This is a genomic window from Enterococcus sp. JM9B, from assembly GCF_009933265.1.
Lineage (GTDB): Bacteria > Bacillota > Bacilli > Lactobacillales > Enterococcaceae > Enterococcus_C > Enterococcus_C songbeiensis.
Map to the genome: position 1 here is coordinate 140,275 of NZ_MAEK01000003.1, position 13,074 is coordinate 153,348.

12 protein-coding genes are annotated in these 13,074 nt (G+C 40.8%); all 12 read right to left on the reverse strand.

Annotated elements, in window-relative coordinates:
* Positions 1–45 precede the first annotated feature (45 nt).
* The gene (locus BAU16_RS01005; protein WP_048605036.1) at positions 46–921 is read right to left on the reverse strand and encodes an aldose 1-epimerase family protein; all 876 of its coding nucleotides are present in this window, start codon (positions 919–921) and stop codon (positions 46–48) included.
* A gap of 12 nt (positions 922–933) precedes the next feature.
* Positions 934–1,725 (reverse strand): GTP-sensing pleiotropic transcriptional regulator CodY, encoded by a 792-nt coding sequence (gene codY, locus BAU16_RS01010; RefSeq protein WP_137605258.1) that lies wholly within the window; start codon positions 1,723–1,725, stop codon positions 934–936.
* Positions 1,726–1,743: 18 nt separating this feature from the next.
* Positions 1,744–3,141, reverse strand: coding sequence for an ATP-dependent protease ATPase subunit HslU (gene hslU, locus BAU16_RS01015; RefSeq protein WP_137605257.1), 1,398 nt, complete (start codon positions 3,139–3,141; stop codon positions 1,744–1,746).
* Positions 3,142–3,155: 14 nt separating this feature from the next.
* Complete coding sequence (hslV, locus tag BAU16_RS01020) at positions 3,156–3,701, reverse strand: ATP-dependent protease subunit HslV (RefSeq protein ID WP_048605033.1); 546 nt, start codon at positions 3,699–3,701, stop codon at positions 3,156–3,158.
* 84 nt (positions 3,702–3,785) lie between these two features.
* The gene (gene xerC / locus BAU16_RS01025; RefSeq protein ID WP_161526211.1) at positions 3,786–4,685 is read right to left on the reverse strand and encodes a tyrosine recombinase XerC; all 900 of its coding nucleotides are present in this window, start codon (positions 4,683–4,685) and stop codon (positions 3,786–3,788) included.
* Between the two features lie 173 nt (positions 4,686–4,858).
* Positions 4,859–6,151 (reverse strand): FADH(2)-oxidizing methylenetetrahydrofolate--tRNA-(uracil(54)-C(5))-methyltransferase TrmFO, encoded by a 1,293-nt coding sequence (gene trmFO / locus BAU16_RS01030; RefSeq protein WP_161526212.1) that lies wholly within the window; start codon positions 6,149–6,151, stop codon positions 4,859–4,861.
* Between the two features lie 72 nt (positions 6,152–6,223).
* Positions 6,224–8,302: a type I DNA topoisomerase gene (gene topA, locus BAU16_RS01035; protein ID WP_161526213.1), complete on the reverse strand. Its 2,079-nt coding sequence runs from the start codon at positions 8,300–8,302 to the stop codon at positions 6,224–6,226.
* 130 nt (positions 8,303–8,432) lie between these two features.
* Positions 8,433–9,299 carry a DNA-processing protein DprA gene (dprA, locus tag BAU16_RS01040; RefSeq protein ID WP_237579191.1) on the reverse strand — a complete coding sequence of 289 codons (867 nt, stop codon included), beginning with the start codon at positions 9,297–9,299 and terminating at the stop codon, positions 8,433–8,435.
* A gap of 61 nt (positions 9,300–9,360) precedes the next feature.
* Positions 9,361–10,128: a ribonuclease HII gene (locus BAU16_RS01045; protein ID WP_161526214.1), complete on the reverse strand. Its 768-nt coding sequence runs from the start codon at positions 10,126–10,128 to the stop codon at positions 9,361–9,363.
* Complete coding sequence (gene ylqF, locus BAU16_RS01050) at positions 10,118–10,984, reverse strand: ribosome biogenesis GTPase YlqF (RefSeq protein WP_048605027.1); 867 nt, start codon at positions 10,982–10,984, stop codon at positions 10,118–10,120. Before ylqF ends, BAU16_RS01045 begins: the two co-directional genes overlap by 11 nt.
* 72 nt (positions 10,985–11,056) lie before the next feature.
* The gene (lepB, locus tag BAU16_RS01055; RefSeq protein WP_161526295.1) at positions 11,057–11,617 is read right to left on the reverse strand and encodes a signal peptidase I; all 561 of its coding nucleotides are present in this window, start codon (positions 11,615–11,617) and stop codon (positions 11,057–11,059) included.
* A 22-nt stretch (positions 11,618–11,639) separates the two neighbouring features.
* Entirely contained in the window at positions 11,640–13,070 is a 1,431-nt protein-coding gene (locus tag BAU16_RS01060; protein ID WP_161526215.1) for a S41 family peptidase, read from the reverse strand.
* Positions 13,071–13,074: the final 4 nt, after the last annotated feature.

The window sequence follows — 13,074 nt, forward strand, 5'->3', positions numbered from 1 at the left end:
ATCCCGTGAAATCAAGTTTGCTTGTTTCATGGGCTTTTTTTCAGCTTATCTAAGAGTAATCGCATATTTTGTTTGGAAGCTTTCCCGACCGGCTAATTGTTGAATACCCAATTTTTCAACTAAGTCACCGGAAGCATCCAACGTATCGGCGATTCCTACCCACGGTTCGATACAAACAAATGGTGCTTCTTTTGGTGTTGGTGACCAAATACCGACATAAGGCATATTATTATACGTCAGAGTAACCCCGTGAGGAGATTTTTCACTGCAAATCGAAATTGAATTTAGCCCTTTTGTTTCATAAATCAAGGCGTCGTTTTTGAACAATTCATGAGTTAATCCGATATTAGTATTCGTTTGCCCTAATGTTCGTTGATCCATGTTCACGTAATTACCTTCCAATGGTAAAATCAACCGAGATTTCCGTGGAGAAAATGCTAAGTAATAATCCTCAAAGGACAGTGCGGGATCTAAAGGCACGTTAAAAGCCGGATGCCCGCCAATTGAAAAGAACATTTCTTCTTCACTCAAATTGATAACTTCGTAACGAACCTGTATGCCGTCTCCCCCAAGTTCATAATGAACATACAGCTCAAAATCAAAGGGATAATTCTCCCGGGTTTCTTCTGAACTCTTCAACAAAAAGCTGACACTTTCTGCAGTATGGTTTACTACTTCAAAGTCCATATTTCGGGCAAACCCGTGTCGTGGCAAGGTATAGTTTTTCCCTTGATACTGATAGTGATCATTTTTAAGCGCACCCACGATTGGAAAAAGCAGCGGTGCATGCTTGCCCCAATATTCCGGGTCCCCTTTCCAAATATACTCTAATTGATTTTCCTTGTTTTTTAAGCTTTGAAGCTCCGCACCATGTTCAGCGATTACAGCGATCAGTTGATCGTTTTCAATGATGATCGACATGATTTTCTCCCCCTAGTAGGCGTGTTTATTTAATTCTTCTTTAAACCGGTCATTTAAGACGCGCAAATACGTTCCCTTCATTCCTAGTGAACGAGATTCGATGATTCCGGCTGATTCCAATTTTCTCAAAGCATTGACGATAACCGATCGGGTGATTCCGATTTCATCGGCAATATTTGACGCCGTTAAGCGTCCTTCATTGCCTTCCAATGCTGCAAAAATCGCTTGTACAGCTTTTAATTCGCTGTAAGAAAGGGTGTTGATCGCCATTTGCACAGCGGTAGCACTGCGAACATCTTCTTCAATGCTGCGAGATTTTTGGTAAAGAAATTGCATTCCAACAACTGTTGCTCCGTATTCTGCTAAAACCAAATCATCATCGTCAAAGGAAGCATCGATGCGAGCAAGAATAATCGTTCCCAACCGTTCTCCGGCACCAAAAATCGGCACCACCGTTGTTAAACCATGAGGATATTGCTCCCGTGATTCAACTGGAAAGGCAGTCATATCACTGCTGATTGGAATATTTGCTTCTGTTTTTCCTAAATGATCCACGGTATCTGTATAGGATTTAGGAAATTGTTTTTCAACAAACATGCTTTTTACCCGATCATTGTTAACATCATGTTTTTCATTAAAACCCAATAATGTTCCTTCACTGCTAATGATATAAGCATTGCAGTCAAGAATATCCCCCAAACTCATCGCCATTTTATCATAAGGCAGATCCGTACTCATATCAAAGGTATTTTTTTGTTGCAGCAATTCATTGATACGTCTGGTTTTTTCTAATAAAGTTGTCATTTTTTACTCCTCATCTCCCTATAAAATGTAGCGGCTCAAATCTTGGTCTTGGATGATTGATCCCAACTTTTCATTTACATAGCTTTCCGTAATAGTGATTTCTCCCATTTGCATATCCGGTGCTTCAAACAATAGGTCCTCCAACAATTTTTCCAAAATCGTATGCAACCGTCGTGCCCCAATATTGTCGGTATCACGGTTTACATCAAACGCAATCTGTGCAATTCTTTCGATGGCTTCAATGGTAAAGGTGATTTTCACATTTTCAGTTTCCACCAATGCAATGTATTGTTTGATCAAAGCATTATTTGGTTCGGTCAAAATTTTAACAAAGTCTTCAGCAGTCAAATCTTCCAGTTCTACGCGAATTGGGAAACGTCCTTGTAATTCGGGAATCAGATCACTTGGTTTTGACAAATGAAAGGCACCGGAAGCAATGAATAAGATATGATCGGTTTGTAATGCACCATATTTCGTATTGACTTGCGATCCTTCAACAATTGGTAAAATATCCCGCTGTACCCCTTCCCGAGAAACTTCTCCTGACTGCTGTGATTTCGACGTGATTTTATCGATTTCATCAATAAAAATGATTCCGTTTGATTCTGCCAAGCGAATTGCCTCACTATGAATATCCGCATCGTTAACTAATTTTGAAGATTCTTCTTGAATCAATAGTTCTCGAGCTTCTTTGACCGTCACAGTCCGTTCGATTTTTTTCTGCGGTTTCAAAGCCCCTAAGGTTTCATTCAAATCGATTCCCATCTGTTCTAAGCCGTTGTTCATCATTGGTGCGGCGGTTTTTGGTTCTTCAATCTCAATCGTTACTTCTCGATTATCCAATAATCCTTTTTCCAATTGATCGAAAATCGCTTGTCGATTGGTTTTGATTTCTTCTGTCAATTCTTCTTTTGGTTCTTCTTTGGTTTGCTGTGCAGAAAAAATATTCATCATTTGTTCATAAGGATTGCTTGATTGTTTCTTTTCTTTTTTGATTCCCGGTACCAACACTTTTACCAACCGACGATTGGCTTTTTTGACCGCCCGAGAATAGACTCGACTATATTGTTCTTTTTGAACAATTTGAATCGCATTCTCCACCAAATCACGAACCATGGACTCCACGTCACGACCGACATACCCTACTTCTGTGAATTTTGTTGCTTCAACTTTGACAAAAGGTGCCTGAACAATTTTTGCCAAGCGACGGGCAATCTCCGTTTTTCCTACACCAGTAGGTCCGATCATCAGCATATTTTTAGGCGTGATCTCTTGTCGCATTGACTCTTCCAACTGCAAACGACGGTATCGGTTCCGTAAAGCAACGGCAACTGATTTTTTTGCTGCTTGCTGACCAATGATATACTGATCCAATTCTTTCACGATTTCTTTAGGTGTTTGATTTATTGCTTGCATAAAAAGTCTCCTCACTACATTTCTTCGACAATAATATTATGATTGGTAAAGACACAAATATCTGCGGCGATGTTTAATGCATTTTCTGCAATTTCTTTTGCGGTCATTTCATGACTGCTGTAAGTTCTCATCGCACGGGCTGCGGCTAGTGCATAGTTTCCACCAGATCCGATTGCTAAAATCCCATCATCAGGAGCAATCACTTCCCCAGTTCCTGAAACCAGCAGCATTTCCTTGTCATTCATTACAATCAGCATCGCTTCCAGTTTTTGCATGGACTGCTGTGTCCGCCATTCTTGTGCTAATTCAACAGCTGCTCGTTGGAGATTGCCATTGTATTCGTTCAATTTTCCTTCAAATTTTTCTTCCAATGTGAAGGCATCTGCGACACTTCCGGCAAATCCAACAACGACTTCGCCGTTATAAATACGTCGAACTTTGCGGGCGGTCCCTTTCATGACAACTTGTTCTCCCATTGTGACTTGACCGTCACCTGCCATGGCAAATTTGCCGTCTTTTTCAACAGCGCAGATCGTTGTTGAGTGAAATTGTGATTCCATTTCTTTTCCTCCTGTTTCGATACTTAATTTTCCTGTTAATTCTTCTCTTTAAAAAAAATAAAAGGAACATCCCAGCTATACTAATCAAGCTCTAGGATGAAATTGACGATAATTTTTTTGCAAACTTTCTTTTGTCACATGCGCATAAATTTGCGTCGTGGACAGATTGGCATGACCCAATAATTCCTGTACCGTCCGCATATCTGCGCCATTATTCAGCAAGTGAGTTGCAAACGTATGCCGTAGCATATGAGGATGGATTTTACTGTCTAAACTGCTTTTTTTGATGATTTGATTCAAAATGTATTCAATACCCGTAGCAGTAATCGGATCTCCCAGATGATTCACAAAAACAACCGAATGCGTTTTCTTTTTCTTACTCATCAAACTCACACGACTGTTTTCAATATAGGTTTCTAACGCTTGCTGTGCAAAAGAACCGAAGGGGACATAACGTTCTTTGTTTCCTTTCCCACGAATCAATAATACTTCTCCCAACCAGTCAATATCAGTCAACTGAAGTCCGGCACACTCACTGACCCGCAAACCGGAACCGTACAAAATTTCTAATAACGCACGGTTTCGCTGCTGTAAAGGCTGATTTCCTTCAACACTGTCAAATAACACGGCCATTTCCTTTTCGTATAAAAAGCGAGGCAGTTTTCCAGTACGTTTTTTTAGATGGATATAGGTGAAAGGATTTTCTTCAATGATTTCTTGCTTCAACAAATATTGATAGAATGAGCGTAAACTTGCGATCTTCCGACTAATGGTATTGCGGCTATATTCTTTTTCATTTAAGAAGCTTAAATATACCCGAACATCTCGATGGTCAATCGTTAAAAAATCGCCATCACCAGAATTTTTCAAGAAGGCTGAAAAATCTTCAAAATCTTCCTGATAGGCTTTTTGCGTTTTATCAGAGTAACCTCGTTCAACGATTAAATAACGATAAAACTCCTGAGGCCAATCTTTTTCCGCCATCTTTCTCCCTCTTTTCTAGTTCGAAATAACTGTAGCATATCCGGAAAAAAAAGACAAACTAGTTGTCAGAATTTAAACAATATTTTCAAGTTTTCTCACAATTTACACAATTTCTTCACAATTTCAGAGAAAAAACGAAGGTCAATTGCCCTCGTTTTTCGCAAATTATTCGTTTATCTTACTTCTTCCAATGCGGTTAATGCCCGTTGTGCCAAAGTTTCATAGCGCATTTTTTTATCTTTGATCCGTTCAGGTAATTCTGGCAATAAGCCAAAATTGGCATTCATTGGTTGGAAATGTTTTCCTTCTGCGTGAGTGATGTAATACGCCATGCTCCCCAACACTGTTTCTTGCGGGAAAGTCAGTGGCTCTTCTCCTTTTGCCAAACGAGCCGCATTGCGTCCTGCCAGCAAACCGCTCGCCGCACTTTCAACATAGCCTTCTACCCCTGTCATTTGACCAGCAAAAAATAAATCATTTCTTTTAGCTGATTGGTAAGTTGGCAAAAGTAATTCAGGAGAGTTCATGAAGCTGTTGCGGTGCATAACACCATAACGAACAAACTCGGCCTGTTCCAGTCCCGGAATCATTTGGAAAACTCGTTTTTGCTCTCCCCATTTTAAATGCGTTTGAAAACCAACAATGTTATAAAGAGACGCTGCTGCATTATCCTGACGTAATTGAATAACCGCAAACGGACGTTTTCCTGTTTTAGGATCTTCCAAGCCGACTGGTTTCATTGGACCAAACAACATTGTCTTTGGTCCTCGACCTGCCATCACTTCGATTGGCATACAACCTTCAAAATATTTTTCTTTTTCGAATTCCTTTAGAGGGGCAACCTCTGCTTCAAGTAATGCATCGCGAAAGGCATTGAATTCCTCTTCTGTCATCGGACAATTCAGATAGGCTGCTTCCCCTTTATCATAGCGGGATTTTAAATAAACTTTCTCCATATCAATCGTGGATTTGTCAATGATCGGTGCTGCTGCATCATAAAAGTAAAAACCATCAGAACCGTTGAACTCTTTGATTGCTTCTGCAAGCGGAGCGGAAGTTAAAGGACCAGTGGCAATCACTGTGAGTCCTTTCGGAATTTCAGTGATTTCTTCTGCCATGATTGTAACATTGGGATGATTTTTTAGGCGTTCGGTTACTAATTCAGAAAAAGAATCCCGATCCACGGCTAAAGCCCCACCTGCAGGAACGGCTGTAGTATCAGCTGAAGAGACAATCACTGAATTCAAACGACGCATTTCTTCTTTTAAAACACCTACTGCATTGGCTAGACTATTTCCTCGTAGCGAGTTGGAACAAACCAATTCAGCAAAATTTTGGGAATGATGGGCTTCTGTTGATTTCTTGGGGCGCATCTCAAATAATTTTACCGGTACACCTGCTTCAGCGATTTGCCAAGCGGCTTCACTACCGGCTAACCCGGCACCAATTACATTTACGTGTGTCATAACTCATCCTCTTTTCTAGTTGGAAAAAATTAGTGCTTCCGCTTTTACAGAAGACACCAATTTTTTTTGCAATTATTTTTGAACGTTCTCTTCATAATCTCCATTGATACAAACGACTTGCTTGCCGCCTTTTACTTTCTTCTCGACAAGATATTTGCCACATTTTGGACAATCCCTGCCAACTGGTTTATCCCAAGAAGTAAAATCACAATCTGGGTAACGGGAGCAACCATAGAATAGCCGATTTTTTTTGGATTTCCGTTCAATGACCTGTCCTTCATGACATACTGGACACACTACCCCGATTTCCTTCACGATGGGTTTTGTATTGCGGCATTCAGGGAAGTTGCTGCAGGCATAAAATTTTCCGTAACGTCCTAATTTGATTACCATCGGATGCCCACAAAGGTCACAATCAAAGCCGGCTGGTTCATCTTTAATTTGGATTTTTTCAATTTGTTCTTCGGCATTGGTCAATTCCTTTTCAAATGGGCGGTAGAAACGGTCCACGACTTCGACCCAGTCTTCTTTGCCTTCTTCAACACCATCCAAGTCGCCTTCCATTTCTGCTGTAAAATTAACATCAATAATTTGTGGGAAGAATTCTTCAATCAAAGTATTAACGATTTCACCAAGTTCGGTCGGCTCAAAGCGTTTTTGCTGCAGCTTCACATAATACCGACGTTGAATCGTCTCCAATGTCGGTGCATAGGTGGAAGGCCGCCCCACCCCTTTTTCTTCCAGCGTTCGAATCAAAGTTGCCTCGCTGAAACGAGCAGGTGGTTGCGTAAAATGTTGTTTTGGTTCGATTTGAACGGATTGAACCACATCACCGACAAGTAATTCCGGCAAAATATTTTCTTTGTCTTCTTTGCCATCGTCCCGCCCTTCAACATAAACCTGCATAAAACCCTTGAATTTGATTTTTGAACCGTTGGCAATAAAGATTACGCCATTTTGTTCCAATGTCACTTTCATTGTATCTAAAACGGCCGGTGTCATTTGGCTGGCAACAAACCGTGACCAAATTAAGGTGTACAGTTTTAATTGGTCTTTGTCCAAATATTGTTTGATTTCATCAGGTGTCCGCAACACGCTTGATGGACGAACGGCTTCATGGGCATCTTGTGCCCCTTGAGCATTTTTTATTTTCCGTCCGCCATGAGCGGCAAATTCTTTGCCATACGTCGTTTCAATAAATTCAGCCGTTTCAGCTTTTGCGGATTCCGCAATCCGAGTAGAATCGGTACGCATGTAAGTGATTAATCCAACTGTTCCCTGTTTTCCTAAGGCAATTCCTTCATAAAGTTGTTGCGCAACCATCATGGTTTTTCGCGTCCGGAAGTTTAGTTTTCGAGCTGCTTCTTGTTGCATGCTACTGGTTGTAAACGGTGCTGCCGGATTACGTTTGCGTTCTTTTTTCTCAACTTTTTTTACATCATAGTCTTTGCTGTCCAAACGGCTTGTAATCTCTTTAATACTTTCCGCATTCGGTAATTTTTTCTTTTTACCGTCAAGTCCCCAGAAATTGGCTTTGAACTTTTTGCTGCCTTTTTTAAAATTGCCGTCAATCGACCAATATTCTTCTGGAATAAATTTACGAATTTCATTTTCCCGATCAATAATCATTTTCAGCGCAACGGATTGAACCCGTCCTGCACTCAACCCTTTTTTCACCTTACGCCATAAAATCGGACTGATGGAATATCCTACCAAACGGTCCAACACACGACGGGCTTGTTGGGCATCCACAAGATCGAGATCAATGGATCGAGGCTCTTTGAAGGCCGCTTTGACTGCCTCCTTAGTGATTTCATTGAAAACCACCCGATTCTTATCTGCTAAATCTAAATTAAGCAAATGAGCTAAATGCCATGCAATTGCTTCCCCTTCTCTATCCGGGTCACTTGCGAGATAAACTTTTTGGGCTTTTTTTGCCGCACTGCGCAATCCCTTGATAACATCGCCTTTCCCACGAATGGAGATGTAATGAGGTTCATAATTATTTTCAACATCGATTCCCATTTTGCTCTTTGGTAAATCTCGAATATGACCGACACTTGCAACGACTTTGTAATTTCTGCCGAGATATTTTTCAATTGTTTTTGCTTTCGCAGGTGATTCAACGATCACCAGATATTTGTACGCCATAAATAAAAATGGCTCCTCTCTTAACTTTTTCTACTATATTATATACTGTTTTGTGCAAGTTATGCTTCTATACAAATCGTAGCTTATCATATCCATTAGAAAAACGTTTGTCAAGAAAGGCGAAACACTTTTATTCAAAATTCGGCAATTCCTCAAGAATATCTGCAAGAGTTACAACACATTTTGCGCCGTCTTGGATCAACCGATGACACCCGGTGGAACGACCATTTAACAAGTCCCCCGGAAAGGCAAAGACTTCTCTGCCGTTTTCCAAAGCTAGTTGCGCCGTAATCAGTGAACCACTACGTTCTTTGGCTTCAATTACACAGATTCCCTGACACAAACCGGCAATGATTCGATTCCGCATGGGAAAATGATGCTTTTTGGCTCCTGTTCCCTTCGGATACTCACTGATAATCAAATGATTTTCCTTCATTTCGGAATAAATAGGAAATGCTTCTTTCGGGTAACATTGATCGACGCCCGTTCCCACTACGCCAATTGTGTAGCCCTCTGCCTGAATCGTTCCGTGATGACTGTAACTATCGATTCCTTTTGCCAATCCACTGATGATTCCATAATTTTCCCGTACAAGACCCGGAACAAATTGTTCTACAAGCCGTCTGCCATAGGAGGAAGCATCCCGCGCACCCACAACCGCAAGCAGCGGCAATTGGAGGCGTTGGATATGGCCTTCGTAAAATAATATCAGTGGCGGATGGGGAATTTCTTTCAACAACACCGGATAGTCCTCGGAGAAAAAGGTAATAAATTTTTGTTTTGCTGCTTGCTCTTGAATAAAATCTGGTGTCAATTTTTGCCACGACTCTTTTATCACCTGAGAATAATTATTGACTCCAACAATTTCCACAACTTCCTGTGGCGAAAACGCCATCTGCTGAAACTTCATTGCAAACTGGACCATTTTCCATTTGCCGACAATTCCTAATCCTTTGCAATAGGTCAACCTAAAAATAAATTCTTCAATTGTTGTCAAAAAAATCCCTTCTTTCTTTGAATTCTTCAAAAGAAAGTTCGCAGAAAGAAAGGAATATTTTTTAAAGATATTTTTTTACCGGACCGAATGTTTTTCGATGAATCGGTGTCATCCCATATTTTTCCAGAGCAGCTAAGTGTTCTTTCGTTCCGTAGCCGGCATTGCGATCGAAACCGTAATAAGGATAAACTTTATGGTATTCTACCATCAGCTGATCCCGAAATTCTTTGGCAACGATACTGGCAGCAGCAATCGAAATTGAACGAGCATCCCCTTTGATGATTTTATCTTGGGGAATCGCTAAATCCAATGCCATCGCGTCAATCAATAAGTGGGTGGGTTGGATAGCCAAATCATGAACTGCTAAGGTCATCGCTTTACGGCTAGCTTGGTAAATATTGACTTTATCGATTTCTTCATGATCGACTACGCCAATTCCGATGGCTAATGCCTGTTCCTGAATCTGATCAAATAATTCGGCACGTTTTTGATGGGATAATTGTTTGGAATCATTTAATCCAAGAATTTGGACATTCGTTGGTAAAATTACCGCAGCTGAGACAACTGGACCCGCCAACGGTCCCCGCCCAACTTCATCGATACCAGCGATAAATCGGTGACCTTGAGTAATTAGGTTTTTCTCAAACTGGCTCATAAGCTCATACTGAGCAATCAACTGTTCTTGTTTCACTATGCGTTTTTCAAATTGTTGAAGCAATTTTTGAACCCCTGCACGGGCGTCTTGCCGCAATTCAGAAAGGTAGGGATTCTCCCGTTCACTGATTTGATTAAGTTTTTCTTTTATTTGCTGAATGGATTCATTTTTCATCCAATGTGTCTCCTGCTTCTTCGTATCGGTCGAGCGTAAATCGCCCCATTTTCCCATGACGAATATCAAAAATAATCAACTCACTCCCCCGCTCATAATCATCCCGCAATCCTTTTTTTGCGGTGATGCTCATTAATAATTCAGGAGCTAATTGTTCTTCCTCTTCTTTTGACAGCTGATATCGTTCTGCAATTTTTCCCGGATAATAGCGGGAAAAAAAATCCAATCCGTATAAAGCGATATCGTCCAAATGCAGCAGTTGATCTTTGATTGCCCCGGTTAATGCCAATTTCTTTCCAATCATCGCATCTTCAAATTTTGGCCAAAGAATTCCCGGTGTATCCAACAATTCCAATTCACTACCAGAGCGCAACCACTGTTGACCTTTTGTAACTCCAGGTTTATTTCCCGTCTGTGCAATTTTTTTTCCCACAAGTCGATTCATCAAGGTCGATTTTCCCACGTTAGGAATACCGATAACCATCGCTCGAATTGCTCGTGGTCTGATTCCTCGCGCTTTGTCTCTGGCAATTTTTTCCTGAAGTGCCTGTTTTGCCTTACCAACAATTGCTTTGACTCCTTGATTTTCCTGGGCATTGATTGCTAACGTTGGAAATCCCTGTGCTTCAAAATATCCTTGCCATTTTTTTGTTTGGATTGGATCAGCCAAATCTGCTTTGTTCAATAGAACCAATCGTGGCTTTTGTTGCAAAATTTGATCCATCATCGGATTTCTAGAAGAAAGGGGCAAGCGAGCATCCACCAATTCAAAAACAATATCAACAAATTTTAATTTTTCACTTACTTCCCGTTTGGCCTTTGCCATGTGACCGGGAAACCATTGAATCGTCGTCATTTATTTTTCCTTTCCTGTCTATTATATATTTTCTCTGCTAAATAAAAGTCTTTAAAAAAACTTTTTATCGTACTATGCAATAAATTTCCAATGAGGCAGCGGATAATAGACAATCCGTGCCTTTCCTAAGATATCTGTATTTTGAATGGAACCAAAAGAACGGCTGTCTTTAGAAACCCGCCGATTATCACCCAATACAAAATAACTGTTCTCTCCCAACGAAACTTCTCCTGTCAATTCCTGGAGAGAAAAATCATTCGTATAGGATGAATCACCGGAATCACTGCGCCTATTTTTTGTTAAAAATGGTTCATCAACTGGTTTGCCGTTGATGTACAATTGATCTTGTTTATAGGCGATGACATCACCGGGTAGACCAATCACTCGCTTTATGTAAGTAGTTCCGCTTGGTAATTGAAAAACCACCACATCAAAACGGCGAATTGGGGATATTTTTTCCACCAGTACCATATCCCCTTGGTCCAATGTTTTCTCCATGGAGTTTCCTTCAACGGGAACCGGAATCAGGAGAAAGCCACGAATCACAATAGCGATCATAAAAGCCAAAATCGCATATTTGCAAATCACCCAGAATACATCCAAATATTTTTTCTTCACTGATTCTCCTCCCATCATAAAAACGCCACTTCATTTTTTATTTACTCTGTTTTGCTGATTCGTCTAATCCTGTTAAATAGGCCTGATCCTGCGTTTGCAGTTTTTTAGTAATCAGTGCTTCAATTTGTGTAGCAGTTTTTTCTTCCACTTCTCCTGTTACGTCTAATTGATATTTTTCTTGTAACTCTTTGACTGCCGCAGAGGTTTTTTCATTGAACAAACTACCGCTCGTACCATAATCAAGGGCATTTAAAAACTGATTCAAGGTAGATACGTCATCGGAATTCTGCCCTGCTTTCAATGTTTCATCCCGTGGCAGGGGCGGTAGATAGGCATACTTAGGATAGTCTGCTTCAATCGTCGGCTTGAGACCTTTTTCGTGAATCCAATCTCCAGAAGGTGTCAACCATTTCATGATGGTTAATTTGATTTCACTTTCGTCTCCTAAATCAGCAATGCTTTGAACGGTTCCTTTTCCAAAAGTCGTTGTCCCGATTACCGGAACATTCGCCGATTCCTTTAAAGCCGCAGCAAAAATTTCGGCGGCTGAGGCGGAACCACTGTCTACTAAAACTACAACCGGTTCTTTGACTTTAAATCCGTTGTCTAATTTTTCACTGGCTTTTGCCGTTGAGACAACACCTTCCGAGTCAGCAAATTCAACAATCGTTTTGCCGTTTTCTAAGAACATACTGGACATTTGTTCTACTTGATCCAATAAACCGCCAGGATTTTGCCGAACATCTAACAGAAAAGAAGTTGCTCCGTCTTTTCTCAAAGCCTCAATGGCTGTTTTTAATTCAGTGGTGGTTCCTTCGCCAAAACTGGTGATTTGAATCACCCCTACCTTTGGATGATCCGCAGCAATTTCACCATGAACCGTTTCCAGAGGAATAGTGTCCCGAACTAAGGTGACAGTAAATTGTTTTTGCCCCCGTTGAATGGTCAGTTTGACCTTTGTTCCTTTTTCCCCACGAATTTCTTGAACAACTTCGGTCAATTCTTTGCCCGCAGTTTCTTTGTCATCCACTTTTAAAATCTGATCTTTTGCTCGTAGTCCAGCTTTTTCGGCAGGTGTTCCTTTGATGGGCGCCTGTGCGATTTGTGGAATTTTATCCACCAGCACCAAGGTTGCTCCGATTCCTTCGAAGCTGTCAGACAAAGATTGATCCAACTCCGTGGCATCCTCTTGGTTCAAATAGGTCGTGTAAGGATCATCCAATGCTTCTGCCATCCCGCTCAAAGCACCTTCAATCAACTTCTCCTTATCAACATCTTTATAATAATTATCTGTGACAGTTTGATATAGATCATGTACCTTTTGCAATTCGTCACCATCTGTGGCTGTCTCACTTTTTTCTGCTTGTGCATCACTGTTTCGTTGGAAGAGAATTCCTCCACCACCAAAAATAATTGCAACACAAATCATGGAAATCATGTATTTATAAAAAGGAATCCCTTGCTTCATTTTT